General features: G+C 71.7%; 24 protein-coding genes. 14 read left to right on the top strand and 10 right to left on the bottom strand.

Translation table 11 applies throughout. The features are described from left to right. Positions 1-61: 61 nt before the first annotated feature. The 8 genes from ACYVNR_RS15740 (at position 62) to ACYVNR_RS15705 (ending at position 9,776) form a co-directional block, all read left to right on the top strand. Complete coding sequence (locus ACYVNR_RS15740; RefSeq protein WP_461049211.1) at positions 62-1,357, top strand: alpha-hydroxy-acid oxidizing protein; 1,296 nt, start codon at positions 62-64, stop codon at positions 1,355-1,357. 84 nt (positions 1,358-1,441) lie between these two features. Further along, the gene (locus ACYVNR_RS15735; protein WP_461049209.1) at positions 1,442-2,194 is read left to right on the top strand and encodes an SAM-dependent methyltransferase; all 753 of its coding nucleotides are present in this window, start codon (positions 1,442-1,444) and stop codon (positions 2,192-2,194) included. After that, a complete protein-coding gene (locus tag ACYVNR_RS15730) occupies positions 2,191-2,682 on the top strand; it encodes a nucleoside deaminase (protein WP_045187089.1) in 492 nt (163 codons plus the stop codon). The genes ACYVNR_RS15735 and ACYVNR_RS15730 overlap by 4 nt, the downstream gene beginning before the upstream one ends. Positions 2,683-3,024: 342 nt before the next feature. After that, a complete protein-coding gene (locus ACYVNR_RS15725; RefSeq protein ID WP_045187092.1) occupies positions 3,025-5,649 on the top strand; it encodes an ATP-dependent Clp protease ATP-binding subunit in 2,625 nt (874 codons plus the stop codon). A 252-nt stretch (positions 5,650-5,901) separates the two neighbouring features. Further along, positions 5,902-6,645 (top strand): ABC transporter ATP-binding protein, encoded by a 744-nt coding sequence (locus ACYVNR_RS15720; RefSeq protein ID WP_461049206.1) that lies wholly within the window; start codon positions 5,902-5,904, stop codon positions 6,643-6,645. Beyond that, positions 6,642-7,973, top strand: coding sequence for an FtsX-like permease family protein (locus ACYVNR_RS15715; protein ID WP_461049204.1), 1,332 nt, complete (start codon positions 6,642-6,644; stop codon positions 7,971-7,973). Before ACYVNR_RS15720 ends, ACYVNR_RS15715 begins: the two co-directional genes overlap by 4 nt. A gap of 22 nt (positions 7,974-7,995) precedes the next feature. After that, positions 7,996-9,249, top strand: coding sequence for an LCP family protein (locus ACYVNR_RS15710; RefSeq protein ID WP_461049202.1), 1,254 nt, complete (start codon positions 7,996-7,998; stop codon positions 9,247-9,249). After that, positions 9,246-9,776 (top strand): amino-acid N-acetyltransferase, encoded by a 531-nt coding sequence (locus ACYVNR_RS15705; protein ID WP_461049200.1) that lies wholly within the window; start codon positions 9,246-9,248, stop codon positions 9,774-9,776. The genes ACYVNR_RS15710 and ACYVNR_RS15705 overlap by 4 nt, the downstream gene beginning before the upstream one ends. A gap of 80 nt (positions 9,777-9,856) precedes the next feature. On the opposite strand, the gene ACYVNR_RS15700 is transcribed toward ACYVNR_RS15705, so the two are convergent. The 3 genes from ACYVNR_RS15700 to ACYVNR_RS15690 are packed head-to-tail and all read right to left on the bottom strand — an operon-like array spanning position 9,857 to position 12,397. Then, entirely contained in the window at positions 9,857-10,789 is a 933-nt protein-coding gene (locus ACYVNR_RS15700; protein ID WP_461049198.1) for an ABC transporter ATP-binding protein, read from the bottom strand. Next, on the bottom strand, positions 10,786-11,610 hold the full coding sequence (locus ACYVNR_RS15695) for an ABC transporter permease (protein ID WP_461049196.1): 825 nt from the start codon (positions 11,608-11,610) through the stop codon (positions 10,786-10,788). The genes ACYVNR_RS15700 and ACYVNR_RS15695 overlap by 4 nt, the downstream gene beginning before the upstream one ends. Continuing rightward, positions 11,603-12,397, bottom strand: coding sequence for an ABC transporter permease (locus tag ACYVNR_RS15690; protein ID WP_461049194.1), 795 nt, complete (start codon positions 12,395-12,397; stop codon positions 11,603-11,605). The genes ACYVNR_RS15695 and ACYVNR_RS15690 overlap by 8 nt, the downstream gene beginning before the upstream one ends. Positions 12,398-12,500: 103 nt before the next feature. Here ACYVNR_RS15690 and ACYVNR_RS15685 point away from each other — a divergent pair, with 103 nt between their 5' ends. After that, positions 12,501-12,890, top strand: a complete 390-nt coding sequence (locus ACYVNR_RS15685) for a PPOX class F420-dependent oxidoreductase (RefSeq protein ID WP_458801695.1) — start codon at positions 12,501-12,503, stop codon at positions 12,888-12,890. 40 nt (positions 12,891-12,930) lie between these two features. Here ACYVNR_RS15685 and ACYVNR_RS15680 read toward each other — a convergent pair whose 3' ends face one another. Genes ACYVNR_RS15680 through radA form a run of 3 tightly spaced genes read right to left on the bottom strand, consistent with a single transcriptional unit; the run spans position 12,931 to position 16,401 of the window. Next, positions 12,931-13,833, bottom strand: coding sequence for an HhH-GPD family protein (locus tag ACYVNR_RS15680; RefSeq protein ID WP_461049192.1), 903 nt, complete (start codon positions 13,831-13,833; stop codon positions 12,931-12,933). 20 nt (positions 13,834-13,853) lie between these two features. Next, positions 13,854-14,930 (bottom strand): DNA integrity scanning diadenylate cyclase DisA, encoded by a 1,077-nt coding sequence (gene disA / locus ACYVNR_RS15675; RefSeq protein ID WP_045187116.1) that lies wholly within the window; start codon positions 14,928-14,930, stop codon positions 13,854-13,856. Between the two features lie 55 nt (positions 14,931-14,985). Continuing rightward, on the bottom strand, positions 14,986-16,401 hold the full coding sequence (radA, locus tag ACYVNR_RS15670) for a DNA repair protein RadA (RefSeq protein WP_458801700.1): 1,416 nt from the start codon (positions 16,399-16,401) through the stop codon (positions 14,986-14,988). 71 nt (positions 16,402-16,472) lie between these two features. Here radA and ACYVNR_RS15665 point away from each other — a divergent pair, with 71 nt between their 5' ends. Both ACYVNR_RS15665 and ACYVNR_RS15660 read left to right on the top strand, forming a co-directional pair. Next, positions 16,473-16,676 carry a hypothetical protein gene (locus ACYVNR_RS15665; RefSeq protein ID WP_045187351.1) on the top strand — a complete coding sequence of 68 codons (204 nt, stop codon included), beginning with the start codon at positions 16,473-16,475 and terminating at the stop codon, positions 16,674-16,676. A gap of 199 nt (positions 16,677-16,875) precedes the next feature. After that, positions 16,876-17,205: a histone-like nucleoid-structuring protein Lsr2 gene (locus ACYVNR_RS15660; protein WP_045187121.1), complete on the top strand. Its 330-nt coding sequence runs from the start codon at positions 16,876-16,878 to the stop codon at positions 17,203-17,205. An 85-nt stretch (positions 17,206-17,290) separates the two neighbouring features. On the opposite strand, the gene ligD (ACYVNR_RS15655) is transcribed toward ACYVNR_RS15660, so the two are convergent. After that, positions 17,291-18,178 carry a non-homologous end-joining DNA ligase gene (gene ligD, locus ACYVNR_RS15655; RefSeq protein ID WP_461049188.1) on the bottom strand — a complete coding sequence of 296 codons (888 nt, stop codon included), beginning with the start codon at positions 18,176-18,178 and terminating at the stop codon, positions 17,291-17,293. Continuing rightward, entirely contained in the window at positions 18,178-19,125 is a 948-nt protein-coding gene (gene ligD / locus ACYVNR_RS15650; protein ID WP_461049186.1) for a non-homologous end-joining DNA ligase, read from the bottom strand. The genes ligD (ACYVNR_RS15655) and ligD (ACYVNR_RS15650) overlap by 1 nt, the downstream gene beginning before the upstream one ends. Positions 19,126-19,143: 18 nt before the next feature. Here ligD (ACYVNR_RS15650) and ku point away from each other — a divergent pair, with 18 nt between their 5' ends. The 3 genes from ku (at position 19,144) to ACYVNR_RS15635 (ending at position 22,216) form a co-directional block, all read left to right on the top strand. Next, positions 19,144-20,106, top strand: coding sequence for a non-homologous end joining protein Ku (ku, locus tag ACYVNR_RS15645; RefSeq protein WP_461049184.1), 963 nt, complete (start codon positions 19,144-19,146; stop codon positions 20,104-20,106). Positions 20,107-20,170: 64 nt separating this feature from the next. Beyond that, the gene (locus ACYVNR_RS15640) at positions 20,171-21,397 is read left to right on the top strand and encodes an acetyl-CoA hydrolase/transferase family protein (RefSeq protein ID WP_045187129.1); all 1,227 of its coding nucleotides are present in this window, start codon (positions 20,171-20,173) and stop codon (positions 21,395-21,397) included. Between the two features lie 75 nt (positions 21,398-21,472). Further along, on the top strand, positions 21,473-22,216 hold the full coding sequence (locus ACYVNR_RS15635; RefSeq protein WP_461049182.1) for an SDR family oxidoreductase: 744 nt from the start codon (positions 21,473-21,475) through the stop codon (positions 22,214-22,216). A 77-nt stretch (positions 22,217-22,293) separates the two neighbouring features. On the opposite strand, the gene ACYVNR_RS15630 is transcribed toward ACYVNR_RS15635, so the two are convergent. Next, complete coding sequence (locus ACYVNR_RS15630) at positions 22,294-23,091, bottom strand: sugar phosphate isomerase/epimerase family protein (RefSeq protein WP_045187133.1); 798 nt, start codon at positions 23,089-23,091, stop codon at positions 22,294-22,296. A gap of 54 nt (positions 23,092-23,145) precedes the next feature. Further along, positions 23,146-24,075, bottom strand: a complete 930-nt coding sequence (locus tag ACYVNR_RS15625) for a Ppx/GppA phosphatase family protein (protein WP_458801714.1) — start codon at positions 24,073-24,075, stop codon at positions 23,146-23,148. Between the last annotated feature and the right edge of the window lie 29 nt (positions 24,076-24,104).

Genomic DNA, 24,104 nt, shown 5'->3' with positions numbered 1-24,104 from the left:
CGTAGCAGGATGGGCCGGGCCGGACGTGACGAGGCGCCGGACCGCGACGTGAGGAGCAGGTATGCCGCCTGAGGGGTTCGGCCGGGCCGTGCAGTCCGCCATCTACCGCGCGGGCGCCTTCGGCCACCGTCCGGAGGTGCCGACCGATGGCACGCGACTCGAGGAAGCCGCTCGAAAGGTGATGTCCCGCAGGGGTTTTGCCTACGTGGCCGGGTCTGCAGGGTCCGAGGCGAGCGCCTCGGCCAACGCGCAGGCCTTTGCCCACTGGCGGGTCGCGCCGCAGATGCTCGTCGACACGACGGAGCGCGACCTCGGGGTCGAGCTCTTCGGCCGGCGCCACGAGAGCCCGCTTCTCGTCGCACCGATCGGGGTGCTGTCGATGGCCCACGACGAGGCCGACCTCGCCGTCGCCCGCGGGGCGCGTGAGCAGGGCGTCACCCAGATCATCAGCACGCAGGCATCGGTGCCGATGGAGGACATCGCGCGGACGCTCGCCGGCTCCGGCCACTGGTACCAGCTCTACTGGAGCAGCGACGACGAGCTCGTCGAGAGCCTCGTGTCGCGCGCCGAGGCCTGCGGCAGCGAGGCGCTCGTCGTCACGCTCGACACGGCATACCTCGGCTGGCGGCCCCGCGACCTCGACCTCGGGCACCTTCCGTTCGCGCGCGGCGAGGGCATCGCGCAGTACACGTCGGACCCCGTGTTCCGTCGGCTCGTCGCGGGGCGGGTCGCTGCGGCGACGCCCCAGCCGCGCCCCCGGCCCACGCCCGCTGCCGTCGCGACGCTGCTCTCGATGTCGCGCAACCACCCCGGCGACACGCGGCACAACCTGACCGCCCCCGAGCCCCGTGCCGCCGTCGAGACCTTCCTCGACGTCTTCAGCCGACCGTCGTTGACGTGGGACGACTTGCCGCGACTGCGTTCGCTGACGTCGCTGCCGATCGTGCTCAAGGGGATCCTGCACCCGGACGACGCGCTACGGGCCGTGGACGCAGGCGTCGACGGCATCTACGTCTCCAACCACGGCGGGCGCCAGGTCGACCGGTCGGTCGCGGCGCTCGACGCGCTGCCACGTGTGGTCACCGCGGTGCGCGGTGCCGGCTCACAGATGCCCGTCATCTTCGACAGCGGGATCCGTTGCGGTGCAGATGCTTTCATCGCCCTCGCACTCGGAGCCACTGCGGTCGCAGTGGGTCGCCCACACGTCTACGGGCTCGCCCTCGCAGGCGCCGACGGTGTCTCGCAGGTGCTGCGCAACCTGCGCGCGGAGCTCGACCTGCAGCTCGCCCTCTCGGGCCAGACCTCGGTCGCCGGGCTGACCCCCGACGTGCTCGTTCGCGTCCGGGACGACGGCTAGCAGCCCGACCAGCCCGCGACGCAAGGCAACTCGACCCGTGGAACTCGCTCGACGGCATACGTTCTCGTCACGGAGGATCGACCCATGCCCGCCCTCGACCACCTGACCCGAGCCGCCTACCCCAGGTCGGCGAAGTACGACGCGAAGTGGCTCGTCGACCTCGACATGGGGCCGCACCCGCTGTGGCTGCTCGAGGACCTCGCGGCCGACCTCGCCCTGCGGCCCGACATGCGCGTGCTCGACCTCGGCTCGGGCCTCGGAGCGACGTCGGTCTTCCTCGCGAGGGAGTACGGCGTGCAGGTCGTCGCGGCCGACCTCTGGGTCGACCCGAGCGAGGCCGGCGCCGTGTTCCGGAAGGAGGGCGTGGACGACCGGGTGCTCCCCATGCGCGTCGACGCGCACGCGCTGCCGTTCGGTCGCGGCTCGTTCGACGCCATCGTCAGCATCGACGCGTGGGAGTACTTCGGCACCGGGGACCACTACCCGCCCTACCTCGCGAAGTTCCTCAAGCCCGGCGGCCAGCTCGGCGTCGCCACCCCCGCCCTCACCACCGAGGTGCGCGAGCTCGGCGAGATCCCCGAGCACATCGACCGCGTCGTCGGGGCCGAGACCGCTGCCTGGCACACCGCCGACTGGCTGCGGAGCCAGTGGGAGTTCAGCCGCGCGTTCACCCGCGTCACGGCGCGCACGCAGGAGGACGCGTGCGCGAACTGGCTCCTGTGGGAGCGTGCCGTCATGGAGCTCAAGGGCACAGTGACCTCGCCCGTCCAGGGGATGCTCGAGGCGGACGGCGGCGCCTTCGTGACCTTCGCGCTCGTGACGGGGAGGGTCGCATGAGCCTCTCGGCCACGGACCTCGAGCACCTGCGGCGGGCCGTCGCGCTCGCCCGGCTGGCCCTCGAGCGCGGCGACGAACCGTTCGGGTCGGTGCTCGTCTCCGGCTCCGGAGAGGTGCTCTTCGAGGACCACAACCACGTCGTCGCGCTCGAGGCGACCCAGCACCCCGAGTTCGCCATCGCGCGGTGGGCGGGCGCGCACCTGACGCCCGCCGAGCGGGCTGCGGCGACCGTCTACACGTCGGGAGAGCACTGCCCGATGTGCTCGGCCGCGCACGCCTGGGTGGGGCTGGGGCGCATCGCGTATGCCGTCAGCTCGGCCCGGCTGGGCGAGTGGCGGTCGGCGTGGGGCTCACCCGCGTCGCCCGTGGCGGCTCTGTCGATCCGCGACGTGGTGCCCGGTGCCGTGGTCGACGGGCCGGCCCCCGAGCTCGAGGACGAGGTGAAGGCCCTCCACGCCGAGTTCGCGAGCAGCGCCCCCACCCCCTGACGGCCCTGCCGGTTCCAGTGCCACGGCCCCCGAACCGTCGGGCTGTGGAGGACCGGAACGCGGGCGGCCCGGTGTGCTGGATCGTCTGGGCATGACATCGGACCCCGAGCCGGGGAACTACGTCTCCCACCGCACGGCGGCGACCCGAACGGGGTAGGGGTGCGCCGTCCACAGAGGTAGGTGCGGCCACATCTGTCCGCCCACGGCGAACAGATGCGGAACCTGAGCCGATCACGCTCAGGATGGGAACAGGACGCGGCCGGCTCGCGTTGGTCGGGTTGTGCTCGCTGACAGCGGGCACGGATAGCATCGAGATGTCTCTCGATCAGTCAGGAGAAGAACATGTTCGAACGGTTCACCGACAGGGCCCGAAGGGTGGTTGTCCTCGCGCAAGAGGAAGCTCGCCTGCTCAACCACAACTACATCGGGACCGAGCACATCCTCCTGGGTCTGATCCACGAAGGCGAAGGCGTCGCCGCGAAGGCCCTCGAATCGCTCGACATCTCGCTCGAAGCGGTCCGGGCCCAGGTCCAGGAGATCATCGGCCAGGGGCAGCAGGCCCCGACCGGCCACATCCCCTTCACGCCCCGCGCGAAGAAGGTTCTCGAGTACTCGCTGCGCGAGGCACTCCAGCTCGGCCACAGCTACATCGGCACCGAGCACATCCTGCTCGGTCTGATCCGCGAGGGTGAGGGCGTTGCTGCCCAGGTCCTCGTCAAGCTCGGCGCGGAGCTCAACAAGGTGCGCCAGCAGGTCATCCAGCTGCTCTCCGGCTACCAGGGTGGCCAGAGCGGCGAGAAGGCCGGCGCCGGCGTCGGCCAGGGCCAGGCCGAGGGAACGCCCGCGGGCTCCCTCGTGCTCGACCAGTTCGGTCGCAACCTCACGCAGGCGGCCCGCGAGGGCAAGCTCGACCCGGTCATCGGGCGTGAGAAGGAGATCGAACGGGTCATGCAGGTGCTGTCCCGCCGCACGAAGAACAACCCGGTCCTCATCGGCGAGCCCGGCGTCGGCAAGACCGCCGTCGTCGAGGGTCTCGCCCAGGACATCGTCAAGGGCGAGGTGCCCGAGACGCTCAAGGACAAGCAGCTCTACACCCTCGACCTCGGCTCGCTCGTGGCCGGCAGCCGCTACCGCGGTGACTTCGAGGAGCGGCTGAAGAAGGTCCTCAAGGAGATCCGCACCCGCGGCGACATCATCATCTTCATCGACGAGATCCACACGCTCGTCGGTGCCGGTGCGGCCGAGGGCGCCATCGACGCCGCCAGCATCCTCAAGCCGATGCTGGCCCGCGGCGAGCTGCAGACGATCGGCGCCACGACGCTCGACGAGTACCGCAAGCACATCGAGAAGGACTCGGCCCTCGAGCGGCGCTTCCAGCCGATCCAGGTGCAGGAGCCGACGCTGCCGCACGCCATCGAGATCCTCAAGGGCCTGCGTGACCGCTACGAGGCACACCACCGCGTGACGATCACCGACGGCGCGCTCGTCGCGGCGGCCAACATGGCCGACCGCTACGTCAACGACCGCTTCCTGCCGGACAAGGCGATCGACCTCATCGACGAGGCGGGCGCGCGACTGCGCATCCGCCGGATGACGGCTCCGCCGGACCTGCGCGAGTTCGACGAGAAGATCGCCGCGCTGGTGCGTGAGAAGGAGTCGGCCATCGACGGCCAGGACTTCGAGCGCGCGGCGCGCGTCCGCGACGACGAGAAGCGCCTCCGTCAGGAGAAGGCTGCCCGTGAGGCCCAGTGGAAGTCGGGCGACATGGACGTCGTGGCCGAGGTCGACGAGGAGCTCATCGCCGAGGTCCTGGCTGCCAGCACCGGCATCCCGGTGTTCAAGCTGACCGAGGAGGAGTCCAGTCGACTGCTCCACATGGAGGACGAGCTGCACAAGCGAATCGTCGGCATGGACGACGCCGTCAAGGCGCTGTCGCAGGCGATCCGCCGCACCCGTGCCGGCCTGAAGGACCCGCGCCGCCCCGGTGGCTCGTTCATCTTCGCCGGCCCCACCGGTGTCGGTAAGACCGAGCTGGCCAAGACGCTCGCCGAGTTCCTCTTCGGCAGCGAGGACGCGCTGATCCAGCTCGACATGTCCGAGTACTCCGAGAAGCACACGGTGAGCCGGCTCTTCGGTTCGCCTCCCGGCTACGTCGGCTACGAGGAGGGCGGCCAGCTCACCGAGAAGGTGCGCCGCAAGCCGTTCTCCGTCGTGCTCTTCGACGAGGTCGAGAAGGCCCACCCGGAGATCTTCAACTCGCTGCTGCAGGTTCTCGAGGACGGCCGCCTCACCGACTCGCAGGGTCGGATGGTCGACTTCAAGAACACCGTCATCATCATGACGACCAACCTCGGCACGAGGGACATCTCCAAGGCCAACATGGGCTTCTCGTCCGGGCCCGACAGCCGCACGGACTACGAGCGGATGAAGGCCAAGGTCACCGACGAGCTCAAGCAGCACTTCCGGCCCGAGTTCCTCAACCGCGTCGACGACACCATCGTGTTCCCGCACCTCAACAAGGCGGAGATCACGCAGATCGTCGACCTCGAGATCGCCAAGCTCGACAAGCGGCTCAAGGACAAGGACATGGGCATCGAGCTCACGCCCGCGGCCAAGGACCTGCTCGCCAAGAAGGGCTACGACCCCGTGCTCGGTGCGCGCCCGCTGCGCCGCACCATCCAGCGCGAGATCGAGGACGCCCTGTCGGAGAAGATCCTCTTCGCCGAGTTCACCTCGGGCCAGTACATCAAGGTCGACACCGAGGGCGAGGGCAAGGAGGAGAAGTTCACCTTCTCCAACATGGCCCACCCCGACGCGCACCGACCGGCAGACGACCTGCCGGAGCTGCCGGAGGGCGCTGCCCTCGACGAGGCGCTCGGTGTCAACGTCACCGCCGGCCCGTCGACGGTGCCCGACGACCAGGTCTACCCGGACTCGGGGATGACCGGCACCGGCACCGAGCGCTGAACCCAGCGCTGGGGCGGCCCGCACCGCACTGACCGACCGGAGGGGTCGGGGACCACGGTTCCCGGCCCCTTCGCCGTGCCGGTCGTCGTCCCGGGGCCGTATGCCGTCGCGCGGGTCGTCGTCGCCGGGGTCGTCGTCGCCGGGGTCGTGGGCCGCCGGGTGGGCCGTCATACCGGAGTCGTACACGCTCGGCCGGCAGAGCCGACCGCGGTCCGATGTGGGCAGGCAGGCCTCCCGGCGAGGGTTGTCCCCATGAGCCACAACGACCTCGACAACGCATCGGGCCACCCCGACAGGGACCTCGTCGCCCGCGACCTCGTGATGACCTACGGCAAGGGCCGCTCGGGCGGGCAGTCCGGCCCGCCCGCTCTCGGCGGGGTGGACCTCATCATCCGCGCGGGCCAGAGTCTCGCCGTGATGGGCCCGTCCGGCTCGGGCAAGACGACGCTGCTGCACGTGCTGGCCGGCATCCTGCGCCCGACCGGCGGCCAGGTGCTGTGGCGCGGTCGCGACATCGCGCGCATGTCGGATCGCGAGCGGACCGTGCTGCGCCGCAAGGACTTCGGTTTCGTCTTCCAGCAGGGCATGCTCCTGCCCGAGCTCCCCGCGATCGAGAACGTCGCCCTGCCCCTCATGCTCGACGGCACGTCACGTTCGCAGGCCACCGCCCGGGCAGCGACCCTGTTCGCACCGCTCGGCCTCTCCGGCTTCGAGAAGCGGCGTCCCGGCGAGCTGTCGGGCGGGCAGGCGCAGCGAGTCGCGATCGCCAGGGCGCTCGTGGCGCGCCCCGGCGTGGTGTTCGCCGACGAGCCGACGGGTGCGCTCGACCAGACCACGAGCGGCGAGGTCATGCGCCACCTGACCGAGCTGACCGCCCACACGGGCGCCTCGCTCGTCGTCGTGACGCACGACGAGAACGTCGCCGCGTGGTGCCACGGCGTGGTGCGCGTGCGCGACGGACGGGTCGTCGAGCACAGCGCGCAGGCCGCCCGATGAACGCCGCGGTCTCGCTCTGGTGGCGGCTGCGTCGCGCCGCTGCGGCCGACGACCGGGTGCCGGGTGTGCTCGCCGTCGTCTCGTTCGCGGTGGCGACGGCGGCCCTGCTCGTCTGCGTGGCCGGGCTGTCGGCCTTCGAGGCGCGCAACACGGTGCCGCCGGGGCACAGCACCGGCCTGTCCATCGACGAGGCCATGATCGGCGACCTCTACGTGACCCTCGCGTGGATCGCGACCACCTGCATGGTCATCCCCATCCTCACGCTGGGTGGCGTCGCGGCCCGCCTCGCCATCGCCCGGCGTGACCAGCGCCTGGCTGCTCTGCGGCTGGCCGGAGCGACCTCGGCCCAGGTGACCGTCATGACGCTGGCCGAGGCGGCGGCCCAGGCACTCGTCGGCGCGCTGACCGGGGTCGTGCTCTACCTCGCCGTCCTGCCGATCGTGGCCCGGCTGACGTTCCAGGGCCGCACGTTCGACCTGAGCGAGCTCGTGCTGCCGCTCGGCCAGACGGCGGCCGTCGTCGGTGCCGTCGTCGTGGTCGCGATCGTCTCGGGGGCGTCGAGCCTCGCGAGGGTCGCGATCAGCCCCCTCGGCGTCGCGGCCCGCACCAGCCCGAAGCGGCTCAGCATCCTGCGCGTGCTCGTGGCCGCGGCCGCCGGTGCGGCCTGGGTGCTCGTCATCACCCCGATGAAGGAGCCGGAGCGCCTCACGATCGTGCTCGTGCTGGGCGCGGTGATCCTGGCGGTCAACGCGGTCGGTCCGTGGGTCGTCATGGTGGCCGGCAGGGTCGCCGCCCGCATCGCCCCGACGGCGGCGACGCTGCTCGCCGCCCGCCGCATCGCGGACGACCCGAAGAGCACGTGGCGGGCCGTGGGCGCGCTCGGCCTGGCTGTCGTCGTCGTCGGTTTCACGAGCCTGGCCCAGGTCGACGACCCCGGCACGCCGCTGGAGGCCTACCTCTCCGCGGACCTCGGCACCGGAGCCCTGGTGACGCTCGTCATCATCACGATCGTCGGTGCGACGTCGACCGGTGTCGTGCAGGCCGCCCGGGTGCTCGACCAGCGCGAGCAGTACCGCGCCCTGGCCCTCGCCGGCACCGGAGAGCGGTCGCTGCACCGGGCGCGGGCACTGGAGGTCGCCCTGCCCCTGGCCATGACGATCGCGTTGTCGGCCGGCTTCGTCCTCGTCCTGATGCTGCCCTTCCTGAGCAGGCTCGACGGCGGCCTCGTGGTGCGGTTCGTCGTGACGTCGGCGATCGCCGGGGCAGTGGTGCTCGCTTCGGTGCTGGCCTCCCGCTCGCTGGTCCGGACGGCGTCCCGCGTCGCGTGAACCGGTCGTCTACGGTGGGGCGGTGACCTCTGAGCACCACCCCACCGATCGCCGGCGCGCCGACCCCGTATGCCGTCCGGCGCGCTCTCGTCGTCCGCTCGCCCTGCGCGTGGCCGGCGTCACGGCGGTCGCCGCGCTCGCTCTCGGCGCGTGCTCGTCCGACCCGGCCGCACCGGGCGGCGCGCCGGCATCGTCGGCAGCCACCGGCTCCCCCGACGGCTCGACCTCCGGCACCATCTCGACCACGGCAGGTGGCTCGCGGGTCGAGGGAGCGCCGGCGCCACTGGCCGCGCTGGTGCGCAGCCTGTACGCCGGAGGCGACCTCACGCGAACGGCCTCCCCCACGGCGGCCGCCGCGCTCAAGGCGCGGGCCGCGACCGGCTCGCTGGACGCGACCGCGAAGGTCGGCTCGTGGATGGGCACCCCCGTTGCAGTGGTGACCTCGGGCGACGACGTCACGCTCGCCGTCGGTCCGACGTGGAAGGTCGTCGGCGGCTGGTGGCCCTCACTGGGCGTCTCGAAGCCGAGCCTCGGCGCGGGCCCCCGCTTCGTCCTGGCGATCGGGTCCGACGCCCGACCGGGGCAGCCCCTCGAGCGCACCCGGGCCGACGTGCTCCAGGTCATCGGGGTCGACGGCAAGGGCGGCGGCGGCGTGATGGGCATGGCCCGCGACCTCTACGTCCCGCTGTCGACCGGCGGACGGGGAAAGATCAACTCCGCCATGGTGTTCGGTGGCCCCAAGGCGCAGGTGAGCACCGTGCGCAACGTGACTGGCCTGCCGATCCAGGGCTACGTCGTGCTCGGCTTCACCGGCTTCACGAAGATCGTGGACGACCAGGGCGGCATCCCCATCGTCGTGCCGAAGACCGTCGTCGCCTCGCACGCCCGCAACATGGTCATCAAGGCCGGCCCCCAGACTCTCACCGGCAAGCAGGCTCTGGCGTACGCGCGTGAGCGAAAGACGTTGCCCGACGGGGACTTCGGCCGATCTCGTCACCAGGGCGAGGTGATCCTCGCGTCCGCCGTCAAGGCCAAGCTCGCCGGTCCGATCGCGATCCCGTCGGCGCTCACGAGCTTCAGCAAGGTCGGCAAGAGCAACCTCACCGCCGAGCAGATCCTCACGTTCACGGCCGGGCTCCACCAGCTGAGCCCGCTCAAGGTCGGCAGGGGCGTGGCCAAGGGGGCGTTCGGCACGGCCGGAGGGCAGTCGATCGTGGTGCTCGGCAACGAGGCCCGTCGCCTGTTCGCGCAGTTCCGTGACGGGAACCTGGCATGAGCAGCGTGACGCGCGAGGCGGGTTCGGGCCCGCAGCCCGTCATCCGGCGGGCGCGCACCGCCGACGTACGCGGCATACGGGCTCTCGTGGCCCCGCTCGCCGAACGCCGGGTGCTCGTGAGCAAGGAGGCGGTCACGTACTTCGAGAGCCTCCAGGAGTTCCGGGTCGCCGAGCTCGACGGTCGCGTCGTCGGCTGCGGCGCCCTGCACGTCATGTGGGAGGACCTCGCCGAGGTCCGCACCCTCGCGGTCGCGCCCGAGATGCTCGGCACCGGCCTCGGCGGTCGGCTGCTCGAGGCCCTCGTGGACGACGCGCGCGAGATCGGGGTCGAGCGGCTCTTCTGCCTCACCTTCGAGACGGACTTCTTCGTGCGGCACGGGTTCGAGGTCATCGAGGGTCAGGCCGTGCCGATGGACGTCTACGCCGAGCTGCTGCGGTCCTACGACGAGGGCGTGGCCGAGTTCCTCGACCTCGAGCGGGTCAAGCCCAACACCCTCGGCAACACCCGCATGCTCCGCACCCTCTGAACCGTCGGCCACAGAGACGGCCACCTCTGGCCTCTCGACGGTTGAAGGTGCTGAGGGGTAGGGCTCGGGTCAGGCGCGGGTCAGGCTCGGCCCGAGGCGGCGTAGATGCGCCGCACGACGTCCTCGATGTCGGGCTCCTCGATGGTGAGGTCGCGCACCTCGTGCCGCGCCGAGACCTGCGCCAGCACCGCTGCCGCGGTGGTCGCCTCGGAGTCGAACGCGAGCCGCTGCCGCAGCCCGTCGGACTCGCTGCCGAGCAGCCGGGTGCGCGGGATGTCGTCGAGGTCCGGCGTGGGCTGTGCGAGGTCGATCACGAGGACGCGCTGGGCCCCGACCGTCGCGGCGAGCCCCGTCAAGCTGCCGTCGAAGGCGAGCCGGCCGTGGTCGACGACGAGCACGCGGTCGCAGAGTCGCTCGATGTCGCCCATGTCGTGCGTCGTCAGCAGCAGGGTCGTGCCGCGCTCGCGCCGCTCGGCGACGAGGAACTCACGCAGGCGCTGCTTCGACAGCACGTCCAGGCCGATCGTCGGCTCGTCGAGGATGAGCAGGTCTGGCGAGTGGAGCAGCGCGGCCGCGATCTCGGCGCGCATGCGTTGCCCCAGCGACAGGGAGCGCACGGGGGTCGCGAGCTGCGGACCCATCTCGAGCTGCTCGACGAGCACGTCGGTGCGCGACCGGGCCTCCTGCTCGCCGAGGCTGTGGATGGCGGCGAGGATCGCGAACGAGTCGCGCAGGGGCAGGTCCCACCAGAGCTGAGACCGCTGGCCGAAGACGACGCCGACCCGACGGGCGACACCGATGCGCTCACGCATCGGGTCCAGGTCGCACGTGCGCACGTGCCCCGAGGTCGGCTTGAGGATGCCGGTCAGCATCTTGATCGTCGTCGACTTGCCGGCGCCGTTCGCACCGATGTAGCCGACCGACTCTCCCGGCTCGACGGAGAAGGTCATCCGGTCGACGGCGCGGGTCTTCTTGAAGTCGCGCACGAGGTCGCGGGTCTCGATGATGCTCATCCACCGGCTCCTTGGTAGTGGCGGGTCCCGAGTCTCCAGCAGAGGCCGGCGATGCCCCAGGCGAGCAGGGCCGCGAGGGGGGTGCACCAGGCGAGCCACGGGGGCGCGAGGCTGTCGCCGGGCAGGTCGAGGATGGCGACGGCCGGCACGTAGGCGACGAAGGCCGTCGGCACGACGAACGTCCAGAAGATGCGCAGCGGACCGGGGAAGACCTGCTGGCTCTGCTGGGCGGCATACTGCCCGCCGTAGGTGAACGAGTTGGTGAACTCCGAGCCGTCCACGAGGAAGAACTGCAGCCCGCCCGCAGCGGTGAACAGGGCCGCGAAGATCGCGGTGCCGCTCACGACGGTCAGCACGATGAGCACGACCGTGGCGGGCGACCAGGCGACGGCGCCCGTCGTCAGGGCCACGACGAGCGCGACGACGGCGACCGAGAGGCGCCCGATCCGGCGCATCGACAGCTCGCTCGTCATGAGCTGCGCCAGCAGTGGCAGCGGCCGCACGTAGAAGGCGTCGACCTGGCCGGCGCGGATGTAGACGGGCAGCTGGTCGAGGTGGCCGACGAACATGTCGGCCAGCGAGAAGGCGAGGTTCGACAGGGCGAAGACGAGCAGCGCCGCCTTGAAGTCGAGACCGCCGAGGAGCTCGACGTTGTGGAAGATGACCCACACCTCCGCGAACTCGGCCAGCCCCACCCCGACCGTGCCGAGGATGTCGGTGACGAACGAGGCGCGGTACTGCATCTGCGCGCGGGCGCGCGAGGCGAGCAGCACCCGGTACGGGCGCAGCCGCTGCGACAGCGACCCCCTGGCGTCAGCCACCCTGCACCTCCAGCCGACGCCGGCCGGCGCGCAGCACGGCCTGGCCGAGAACGATGAGCAGGGTCGCCCAGAAGAGCTGCACCGCAACGGCCGACGCGATGTCGGCGCCGACCACGCGTCCGGCGAGGATGTCGATCGGGTTCTGCAGCATCGACGGGAACGGCGACCACTGCGCGATGGTGCGCAGCCAGTCGGGGAACCAGGGCACGGGGAGGTAGAGCCCGCACAGCAGACCGCCCGTGATCATCCAGAGCAGCGTGATGCCGCGGATCTCGACCAGCCAGAACGCGAGCAGGTTGATGACGAAGTTGCCCGAGAAGGCGACGACGACAGCCAGCCCCACCGACACGGCACCCACCACCCAGCTCGCTGCCGACGGCGGCCATGCCATGTCGAAGAGCAGCGCGCCGAGCAGCAGCGCCGGCAGGCCACGGCCGAGGAGGTTGATGGCGGCACGACCGAGATCACCTGCCAGATAGGCGAGCTGGGGGTTGATGGGGCGCAGGAAGTCGACCGCGATGTCTCCGGACCGCACCCGGTCCTTGACCTCGGAGAAGCCCCAGAGGTTGACCGTGCCGAGCAGCGCCTGGCCCCACCACACGAAGGCGATCGTCGTCGGCTTGTCGTAGCCACCGATGGCGGCGTTCGCGGAGGTCAGCGCCGCGAGCAGGATCGAGGCCCGGATGAATCCGAAGACGGAGTTCGTCGTCATGCCTGCCAACAGGGCCAGGCGGTAGGTCGAGTGCCTCCGGAAGCCGGCCCGCACGAGCATCCAGAAGGTCCTCACGACAGTCGGGGGGCGGCAGGCACAAAGGGCGACACTACTCACGCGACGGCCGGCGGGCAACGCCCTCCGCGACCGACGCCGCCGCGCCTGAGAGACTCGCGCCATGGCCACCCGACCAGACGACCTCTCCCCCGAGGCCCTCGAGTTCCTCACCGTCCGGCACCTCGCGACCCTGACGACGCTGCGCCCCGACGGCCGCCCGCACGTCACCCCGGTGGGCTTCACCTGGGACGCAGCCACGGCGACCGCCCGCGTCATCACGAGCCGCGGCAGCCGCAAGGCGCGCAACGCCCTCGCGGGCGGCCCGGCGGTGCTCTGCCAGGTCGACGGCAGGTACTGGCTCTCGCTCGAAGGGACGGCTCGCGTTCTCGACGACGCGGCCGCCGTCACGGATGCCGAGCAGCGGTATGCCGCCCGCTACCGCCAGCCGCGCCCCAACCCCGAGCGTGTGGTGATCGCCGTCGACGTGAAGGCCATCCTCGGAAACCTCTGACGCATCGGGCAACTGAGCACTCGGCGGGCAGGTGACCGAATCAGGCGGGGAGGCGGTAGCGGCTTCGTGGCATGGGCTCGACGAGTCCGTCGGCGACGAGGGAGTCGAGGCAGCGCATGACCTGCAGGCGGTCGTCCGCGGAGTCGTCGAGCCCCGAGAGCGGCACGGCCTCGTGCGCCTCACGCAACCGGCGCAGCAGCTCGCCGCGGACCTGGCGGTCGGTGCCGTGCCAGGCCTGGCCGCGGCGGGGTGGCCCGTCGTACGCCGGTCGGCCCGACACGTTCCACGCGCACAGGTCGGCGACCGGACACTCGTCGCAGCGAGGACCGCGGGCGACGCAGACGAGCGCACCCAGCTCCATGACGGCGACGTTCCACGTGTTCGCGGTGTCGAGGTCGGACGGCATCGACTCGGCCGCGAGCCGCATCTCGGCGCGGTTGAGGGTCGGGTTCGGGAACGCCTTGCCCTCCAGGGCGCGTGCCAGCACGCGCCGCACGTTGGTGTCGACGACCACCTCCGGGATGCCGAACGCGAAGCACGACACGGCGGCCGCGGTGTAGGCGCCGACGCCCGGGAGCGCGAGCAGCTCCTCGGGCGTGCCGGGCACCTCGCCACCGTGGCGCGCGACCATCACGGTCGCCGCCTCGTGGAGCCGCAGCGCGCGCCGCGGGTAGCCGAGCCGGCCCCAGGCCCGCACTGCCTCACCGGGAGGTGCGGCGGCGAGGTCGGACGGGGTCGGCCACCGCCGCATCCACTCTCGCCACGCCGGCTCGACCCTCGACAGTGGAGTCTGCTGCGACATCACCTCGGAGAGGAACACGCCCCACGGGCTGCAGTCCGGCTCGCGCCACGGCAGGTGCGTTCGACCGGACTCGGCATACCAGCCGTTGACCCGCTCGTGCAGCAGAGGGAGCGGGGACAGCGGGACCTGGCCGGACGGCATACGCGGAAAGGGTGGGACGGTCAGACGTAGCGTTCGAGAATGCTGGACTCGGCGAGGCGCGACAGGCCCTCGCGCACGGCGCGGGCACGGCCCTCGCCGACGCCCTCGACGAGCATGAGGTCCTCGATGCCGGCCGCGAGCAGGCGCTGCAGCGATTCGAAGTGGTTGACGAGCCGGTCGACGATGGCGGTGGGCAGCCGCGGCACCTTGGTGAGCAGCCGGTAGCCCTGCGGCGACACCGGAGCGTCGAGGCTGTCGCCGACCACCGAGAAGCCCACCGCCCGGGCGCCGGCCGCGAGGTCGAGCAGCTCGACCGCATTCAGGGTCTGGAGGTTGTCGAGGGCCTCGGGCAGGTCGAGGCCGGACTTCGTGGCGGGGAGGTAGTCGCGGATGACGAGCTCGCGGTCGTTGCCGAGCCCGCCGACGAGCTCCTCGAGCTGGAGGCTGAGCAGTCGGCCGTCGGTGCCGAGCTCGACGACGTAGTCCTGGATCTCGGCGGAGATGCGGCGCACCATCTCGAGGCGCTGCAGGACGGCGGTGACGTCGCGGATCGTGACGAGGTCCTCGATCTCGAGCGCCGACAGGGTGCCGGTGACCTCGTCGAGGCGGGCCTTGTAGCGCTCGAGGGTCTGCAGCGCCTGGTCGGCACGCGACAGCGTGGTCGGGGAGCCCTCGATGACGTGGCGCAGGTCGCCGACGTAGAGCGCGACGACGCCCATCGACTGGCTCACCGAGATCACCGGGAAACCGGTCTGCTTCGCCACGCGCTCGGCCGTGCGGTGCCGGGTGCCGGACTCGGTGGTCTCGATGCGGGAGTCGGGGACGAGCTGGGTCGCGGCGCGGAGGATGCGGGTGCCCTCGCGGTCGAGCACGACGGCGCCGTCCATCTTGCACAGCTCGCGCAGGCGGGTGGCCGAGAACTCGACGTCGAGGGCGAACCCACCCGTGCAGAGAGACTCGACGATGCGGTCGAAGCCGAGCACGATGAGTGCACCGGTGCGGCCACGCAGGATGCGTTCGAGACTGTCGCGCAGCTCCGTTCCCGGGGCTACCGCGGCGAGGGCCGCGCGCAGCAGCAGCTCGTCGTTCCGGTCCATCACTTCCCTGTTCGCAATGGGGGCGCCGAGCGCGTCCACCCCGGTCGGTCGCAGTCTAGACGGTGCCGACGGCCGGCGCGGTCGATGGCCGGCCTCCGGCGAGGCGGCCCATGGCCGCGATGGCCCGCGGGACGTCCGACACCTCGACGGCCCGGATGCCCTCGGGCACCGACGAGTCGGCGAGGCTGCCGACCGGCACGAGGGCGTGGCGGAAGCCCAGGCGGGCGGCCTCGGCCAGCCGCCGGTCGAGGCCGGTGACCCGTCGCACCTCGCCCGCGAGGCCGACCTCGCCGAAGGCGACGACGTCGGTGGCGAGTGGCTGGTCGACGACCGACGACGCGAGCGCGCAGACGATGGCGAGGTCGGCCGCCGGCTCGGTGATGCGCACCCCGCCGACGGTGGCCGCGAAGATGTCGCGGGAGCCGACGGGCGCGCCGGCGCGCTTGTCGAGGACGGCGATGATCATCGCGAGGCGCGACGAGTCGAGACCGCTCGAGGTGCGCCGCGGGGAGGGCAGCGTCGACTGGGCCACGAGCGCCTGCACCTCCGCGACGAGGGGGCGCCGCCCCTCGAGGGTGACGGTCACGCACGTGCCCGGGACGGCGTGGTCGCGGCTGGAGAGGAACAGGCCGCTGGGGTCGGGCAGCCCGGTGATGCCGACGTCGGAGAGGTCGAAGCAGCCCACCTCGTCGGTGGGACCGAAGCGGTTCTTCACGGCGCGCACGAGCCGCAGCCGAGAGTGGCGGTCGCCCTCGAACTGGATGACGACGTCGACGAGGTGCTCGAGCACGCGCGGCCCGGCGATCGAGCCGTCCTTGGTGACGTGACCGACGAGCAGCACCGCCACCCCGCGGGCCTTCGCGGCCTGGATGAGACTCCCGGCCACCTCGCGCACCTGCGAGACGTTGCCGGCCTGCCCCTCGACGTCGCCGCTGGCGATGGTCTGGACAGAGTCGACGACGAGCAGTGCGGGCGACCGGGACTCGATGTGGCCGAGCACCGTGGCGAGGTCGGTCTCGGCGGCGAGGTAGAGCGAGTCGGCCATCGCCGAGATGCGCTCGGCCCGGGTGCGCACCTGCGCCGCCGACTCCTCGCCGCTCACGTAGAGGACGTCGGCGCCGGAGCGGGCGGTGCGCGCGGCGACGTCGAGCAGCAGCGTGGACTTGCCGACGCCCGGCTCGCCGGCGACGAGCACGACGCCCCCCGGCACGAGGCCACCGCCGAGGACCCGGTCGAACTCGGCCACCCCGGTCGGGCGGGCAGCGGCGCGCGTGACGTCGACATCGGCGATGCGCTGCGCGGGGGTGACCACGGGAGCCGCCGTGGTGCGCGTCGCCGTGGCCGCGCCGGTCTCGGCGACGGAGCCCCACGCCTGGCACTCGCCGCACCGCCCGACCCACTTGACGGTGGTCCAGCCGCACTCACCGCAGCGGAATCCGGGGGCACGCCGGGTCGTCGTCCTCGTAGCCATGGCATGACCGTACGGGCCGGTCCCGACAGCGCCCGGGAGGGCCTGCCGCGCGACGTGAGAAAATGGCGCGCATGGAATCGGTTCTGCCCTACGTGCTGGCCATCGTCCCGACCATCGGGGTGGGCACGCTCTTCTACTTCGTCATCAAGAGCATCCTCGAGGGCGACCGACGCGAGCGGCTGGCGCAGGCCCGGTGGGAAGCAGCGAACGACAGCGCCGCGAATGCGGCCGAGGGCGTGGACACCCCTGCGGACAAATCCGCCGACCGCCGCTGAAAGACGCAGGTATTGACCGGGAGCTGTTCCCCGAGGCAATTCACCACAGTCCGGTCGTGCGGAGATCGATAATCACGGTCGCGCAAAGAATGTTTTCGGACGAAATGCATTCCGGCGCGTCTACCTGTAAATTGATCCTGCCGCGGAACCTGAATTCGCGGCTTTCCCCTCCCAGACCGACAACTTCAGATGGAGAAACATGGCCCAGCGTGTCGAAGTGGTGTTGATCGACGACATCGACGGCGGAGACGCCGAAGAGACCGTCACCTTCGCCCTTGATGGTGTGACCTACGAGATCGACCTGTCCGACAAGAATGCCAAGAAGCTGCGTGACGACTTCGCGAACTGGACGGGTCACGCCCGTCGCGCCGGAGCCGCCAAGGGCCCCTCGCGCCGCCGTGCTGCCGGTTCCGCGAAGCGCACCGACCTGACCGCGGTCCGCGAGTGGGCGCGCGCCAACGGCCACGCCGTCTCCGACCGCGGCCGCATCTCGGCAGAGATCCAGTCCGCCTACGACAAGGCGCACTGACCGGCGGTCCCGAACCAGAGGGCCCGGCATCCACTCGGATGCCGGGCCCTCTCGTCGTGCACGGCCCGACCGGCCGCGCCGGCTCTCACGCCGTGATGTCGGCGGCAAGGTCTCCGTCGCGCTCGACGCGCTCGAGCACCTCGTCGGCCGTCAGCTGGACGAGCTCATCGTCGCCCGAGGCGCCCGCCTCGATCTCGTCCCACGACCTCGGCGCGGCCGCGGTCGGCCGGTCGCGACCACGCAACGAGTAGGGGCACACCGTCGTCTTCGCCGCGACGTTCTGGCTCCAGTCGAGGAAGATCTTGCCGGGTCGCAGGTCCTTGGCCATCTTCCAGACGATGAGGTCGGGGTGCTGCTTCGTCAGCTCCTGCGCGAGCTGCTGCACGGTGTCGCGGATCTGGTCGCTCGTGTGAGTGCCCGGCAGGACGGCATACAGCTGGAGTCCCTTGCTGCCACTGGTGACCGGGACCGTGTCGAGCCCGATGCCGCCCAGGCGCTCACGGACGATGAGGGCGACGCGAGCGCACTCGTGCAGGCCCGTTCCCGGGCCGGGGTCGAGGTCGATGACGAGCCGGTCGGGGTCGAGCTGCACCGCGTCCCGCCCTTCCCCTTCGTAGCGCCACTGCGGCACGTGCAGCTCGAGCGAGTTGAGGTTGGCGAAGAAGGTGAGCCCCGCGAGGTCGTCGATGAAGGGGAAGACGGGGTCGCGACCCGCGCGTCGGATCCACGCGGGCGTGCCTGCCGGGATGTTCTTCTCGAAGAACTGCATGTCACCGACGCCGTGCGGGAAGCGGATTCGCGTGACGGCGCGGTCGCGCAGGTGCGGCAGGATGACGGGCGCGATGCGCGCGTAGTAGTCGATGACCTGTGCCTTGGTGGTGCCTGTCCTGGGGTACATGACCTTCTCCAGGCTCGAGAGCTTCATCCGTCGCCCGTCGACCTCGACGGTCACCTTCGGCGCCTCGTAGGGCATCACTCACCGTCCCCGTGGTCGTCGACGTCACCGGGGGTGAGGTCGCTGCGCAGGCCCTTGTATGCCGGCTGGCGCAGCCTGCCCTGACCGCTCAGTCCCAGCGACTGCACGTCGGCGACGAGAACGGGGTGCACCCAGGTCGCACCGCTCGAGTCCTCCGCGGGAACGTCTGCGGCAAAAGGGGATTCGACGGAGGTGAGCGCCTCGAGGTCGCGCATGAGGGCCTGCCCGGTCTTGCCCGCGAGGCCGGATCCGACGCGTCCCAGGTAGCGCAGCCCGCCGGGCCCGGGCACTCCGACGAGCACCGCACCGAGCCGGCGCGAGACCGTGCCGGTGGACTCGGGGCGCCACCCGCCGATGACGACCGAGACGGTGCCGCGGTGCGGGGCCTTGAGCCAGTAGGGCGACCGCAGCCCGGGGACGTAGACGGAGTCGACCCGCTTCGAGACGATGCCCTCGAGGCCCTGCTCCTTCGTCGCGGCGTGCAGGGTCGCGCCGTCGGAGAAGGTCGGCGGCGTCTGCCAGCGCGGCCCGGCGAGCTCGAGTCGTTCGAGCGTGGACCGGCGGTCGGTCCAGGTCCGCCCGAGCAGCTCCACCCCGTAGAGGCGCAGCAGGTCGAACGTCATGAGCGTCACCGGTGCCTGCTCGGCGAGCAGCGCGGCCCGCCGGGCGTCGGTGACGTGGAAGCGCTCGGCCATCGCGGCGAAGGACGGCACGCCGTCGCGCATCGACACGATCTCGCCGTCGAGCAGCATGTCGGCGTACTCGTCGGCGAGGCCGCGCAGCTCCGGGAACGCCACCGTGACGTCGCGCTCCGTGCGCGAGAAGAGGCGCATCCCGCCGTCGCGCACGTCGGCCAGCACGCGCATCCCGTCCCATTTGACCTCGTGCTGCCAGCGGTCGCCGGCCGGAATGGTCGACGTCGGCGTCGCGAGCATGGGGCGCATGGGTGCATTCTTGTTCTCATGCGAGCCATCTGGAAAGGCGCCGTGTCGTTCGGCCTGGTGAATGTGCCGGTCCGACTCTTTTCGGCCACCGAGAACCACGACGTGCAGTTCCGCCAGGTCCACGAGAAGGACGGGGGCCGCATCAAGTACCAACGCGTCTGCTCGATCGACGGCGAGGAGGTGCCCTACTCCGACATCGCCAAGGGATATGAGGCGGCCGACGGGCAGATGGTCGTGCTCACCGACGAGGACCTCAAGAGCCTGCCCTCGCGCTCGTCGAAGGAGATCTCGATCGAGAAGTTCGTGCCGTCGGAGCAGATCGACCCGCTCCTGTTCGACAAGAGCTACTACCTCGAGCCCGACAAGACCGGCCTCAAGCCGTACGTGCTGCTGCGCGACGCGCTCGAGAAGGCCGACCGGATGGCGCTCGTCACCGTGTCGGTGCGCACTCGCATGACGCTGGCCGTGCTCCGCGTCCGTGACGGCGTCATCGTGCTGCAGACGCTGCTGTGGGCCGACGAGGTGCGCACCCCCGAGTTCGAGTCGCTGTCGGAGGACACCCACGCGACGGCCAAGGAGCTGGCGATGGCGGCCTCCCTCGTCGACTCGCTGTCGGGCGACTACGAGCCCGACGAGTTCGAGGACGACTACTCCGAGGCCGTGACGAAGCTCGTCGCGACGAAGATCGAGGGCGGCGACATCACCGAGACGCCCGAGGCGAAGGGCGAGGAGACCGAGGTCGTCGACCTGCTGGCGGCCCTGCAGCGCAGCGTCGACAAGGCCAAGGCGGCGAAGTCCGGAGGTGCCTCCGCAGGCGCCTCAAACGCCTCCGACGACGCGGCGGACGAGACGAAGAAGCCGGCCAAGAAGACCACGGAAAAGGCCGCGGCGAAGAAGACGTCGCCCAAGAAGACGGCGACGAAGAAGGCGACGGCAAAGAAGGCGACGGCGAAGAAGGCAGCCACCAAGAAGGCCAGCTGAGCGATTCTCGTCACGTCGGCGGCATACGCGAGCCGGTCGCGCGCTGCTGCGCGAGGATGAGAACGTGCGAACGGCGACGATCGACGAGCTCACCCGACGGCTCGAGACCCTGCCCAGCGGCTCTCGGGTCGTCGTCAGCGGCAACATGGCGGTGCCCTGGGAGGCGGTGAAAGCCCTCGACGCCGCACAGGAGACCTACGTGCTCCACGCCCTCAACGCCCCGGCCGGGCTGCCCGAGCGTGACGGCGTGACGGTGGAGACGTGCTTCGTCGGTCCCGGCATGCGCCGCCACCACGGCCTGCGCTACGTGCCGTCGCGCCTGTCGCTCGTGCCCCTGCTCTACGGCCGGGCACTGCCGCCCGACGCGGTGCTGCTGCACTGCTCGCCCCCGCGCGACGGACAGGTGAGCCTCGGGCTCGAGGTCAACGTGCTGCCGGCCGCGATCGAGGCCTGCCGGGCCCGGGGCGGTCTCGTCGTGGCGGTCGTCAACCCGCGGATGCCGTTCACCTTCGGTGACGCGCAGGTGCCGCTCGAGCACGTCGACCTGCTCGTCGAGGTCGACGCCGAGCTGGCCTCGCACGCCGCCGTCGAGCCCGACCCCGAGAGCCGGCTCATCGGCGAGCGCGTGGCCGCCCGCGTGGCCGACGGGGCGACGATGCAGCTCGGCATCGGCGCCGTGCCCGACGCGACGCTGGCCGGCCTGACCGCGCGCCGCGGCATACGGGTGTGGACCGAGATGTTCTCCGACGGCGTGCTCGCCCTCGACGCGGCGGGCGCGCTCGACCCCGACCACCCGCTCGTCACCTCGTTCGCGTTCGGGTCGCCCGAGCTCTACGCGTGGCTCGACGGCAACGAGCGGGTGCGGATGCTGCGCACCGAGAAGACGAACGACCCCGGCCTCATCGCGCAGCAGCGCCAGATGACGTCGGTCAACACGGCCCTCGAGGTCGACCTCTTCGGACAGGCCAACGCCTCGCGCATCAACGCGCGCATCCACTCGGGCTTCGGCGGCCAGACCGACTTCATCGTCGGTGCGCTGCACTCGCCGGGCGGCCAGTCGTTCATCGCGCTGCGGTCGTGGCACCCGAAGGCCGACGTCTCGACGATCGTGCCGCTGCTCGACGAGCCGGTGACGAGCTTCCAGCAGAGCGCCATCGTCACCGAGCACGGCTGCGCGCCGCTCTGGGGTCGCAGCGAGCGCGAGCAGTGCCACGACATCATCGAGGAGTGCGCGCACCCGCGGGTTCGCGAGGACCTGTGGGAGGAGGCCGCCGGACTCGGCCTCGCCTGAGCGCCCGGGCTCTCCGCGGGCGTATGCCGTCGGGTGCGTCGATCGCGTCCCGTGGCCGCTCGTAGGGTGGCCGGCATGAGCGAACACCACTCCCGAGACTCGCGTCCCGTGGCCGTCGTGACCGGTGGCACGCGAGGCATCGGCCTCGCCCTCGTCGAGGACCTCGCCGACACGCACCACGTCGTGGTCGGCGGCCGCAGTGCGCAGTCGGTCGCCTCGGTGGTCGACCGGCTGCCGTCGGCCGAGGGCTTCGTCGCCGACCTCGCCGACTGCTCCCCGGGCGGTTCCCTCGACGCGGCTCTGGAGTCGCTCGTGACGCAGCTGCCGCGGGTCGACGTGCTCGTCCACTCGGCCGGGGTGCTGCGCAACGGCACCGTCGCCGACGCGCCGGTCGCCGACTGGACCGAGTCGCTGACGGTCAACGTCACCGCCGTCGCCGCCGTGACCAAGTCGCTGCTGCCGGCGCTGCGGCGGGCCCACGGCCTGGTGGTCACCGTGAACTCCGGGTCCGGGCTCACCGCCTCGCCGTCGTCCGGCGCCTACTGCGCGTCGAAGTTCGCCCTGCGGGCGCTCACCGACACGCTGCGCCAGGAGGAGCGGGAGCACGGCGTGCGCGTCACGTCGCTGCACCCCGGACGCGTCGACGCCGACATGCAGCACGAGCTCGTGGCGTTCGAGGGCGGCGAGTACGACGCTACGGCCTACCTCGACGTGCAGTCGGTCGTGCGGGCCGCCCGGCTCGCCATCGACGCCGGCGAGGACGCGAGCATCGACATGGTGTCGGTGCGACCCCGCGGCTGGCGCCCCACCACCCCCTGACCGCAACACACCCGGTAGCGAGCAACCCACGGCGGTTGCAGCCCGGGTCGGTTGCCCGTTACCGGGTGTGTTGCGGGTCAGATGCGGCTGGAGCCGCGCGTGGGCATGAGCGCGAACCGGGCGAACGCGAGCGAGGCGGCGAGGTCGACCTCGCGCTGCTCCCGGTCGCCCTTCCTCGTCGACACCTCCACGACGACGTCGCCCGCCCAGTCGCTGTCGGCGAGGTGCTCGAGCACCTCCGCGCACGGCTGCGTGCCGCGCCCCGGCACGAGGTGCTCGTCGAGGAAGGACCCGGCGCCGTCGGCGAGGTGCAGGTGGGCGAGCCGTGACCCCAGCTGCTGCGCCATCTCGAGGGCGTCGGAGCCCGCGGTCGCCGTGTGCGACAGGTCGAGCGTCACGTTGTCGTAGGCCTGGTCGACGGGGTCCCAGTGCGGCAGGTAGGCCATGACCTCACGGCGCGCCGTCCGCCACGGGTACATGTTCTCGACGGCCAGCCGGATGCCGTGGTCGTGCTCGCGCAGCGCGATGCCGTCGACGAACCCGGCGGCATACTCCCTCTGCCAGCGGAACGGCGGGTGCAGCACGACCGTGCTCGCCCCCACCTCGAGCGCGAGCTCGATCGACCGGTCGACCTTGCCCCACGGGTCGGTGCCCCAGACGCGCTGGGTGAGCAGCAGGGTGGGCGCGTGGACCGACGCGATCGGCAGCCCGTGCAGCTCGGACAGGGAGCGCAGGGCCCCGGCCTCCTGGGTGACCGGGTCGGTCCAGACCATGACCTCGATCGCGTCGTAGCCGAGCCGCGCGGCGGTCGCGAAGGCGGTCGCCGCGTTGTCGGGGTAGAGCGAGGCGGTCGACAGGCCGACCCGGATCGTCATGCGGCCATTGTCCGGCACGGCGCATCGGCAGGCGCGAGGTGGTCACCGCCGGCGTCAGGAGACCAGGTGGTCGAGCCTCCGGAGGATGAGCCCCTCGCGCAGCGCCCAGGGGCAGATGTCGAGACGCTCGACCTGGAGCAGGTCGAGCGCGGCCTCGGCGACGAGCGCACCGGCATACAGCTGGAGCGCGCGCCCCTCGGAGACACCCGGCAGCTGCGCGCGGGCCGACGAGTCGAGCGTCGCGAGCCGTTGCACGATCCCGCGAAGGTCGCCCCGCGACAGGGTGCGCGGCACGAACGGACCGTCGTCGCGCGGGGCCGCGCCGGCGATGCGCGCGAGCGAGCGCATGGTCTTCGACGTCCCGACCGCCCGGTCAGGTGCACCGGAGGCCAGCAGGGGGCGTACGTGCTCGGCGAGAGTGGCGCGCACGTGGGCGCGCAGGTCACGCGCGTCGGACTCGGTCGGCGGGTCTCCGGGCAGCCGCTCACGGGTCAGGCGGCCGGCGCCCAGGGGCAGGCTGAAGGCGACGTCGGGCTCCTCGTCGAGACCGCCGGCGAGCTCGAGCGAGCCGCCCCCGATGTCGACGACGAGCAGGCGCCCGCTCGACCAGCCGAACCAGCGGCGCACCGCGAGGAACGTCATGCGCGCTTCGTCGGTGCCGCTGAGCGCCTCGAGCTCGACCCCGGTCTCGCGGCGCACCCGGTCGATGACGGCGTCGCCGTTGGGCGACTCGCGCAGGGCCGACGTCGCGAAGGCGAACAGGTCGCTGACGCCCTGGTCCTCGGCGACGACGAGGCACTCGCGCACGAACGCGACGAGGCGGTCGGCCGTGGCCTCGCCGACGCGGCCGTCGCGGTCGAGGCTCTCGGCGAGGCGCAGCTCGGTCTTGTGCGAGAACGCCGGCAGCGGCTGGGCGCCGGGGTGTGCGTCGACGACGAGGAGGTGGACCGTGTTGGACCCGATGTCGATGACGCCAAGGCGCATGCCCTGACCCTATCGCCCGCGCGCCCGCG

It is taken from the genome of Terrabacter koreensis (genome assembly GCF_054783315.1).
The sequence above is the reverse complement of the archived record's forward strand: the minus strand, read 5'-3'. Positions and strand labels throughout refer to the sequence as shown.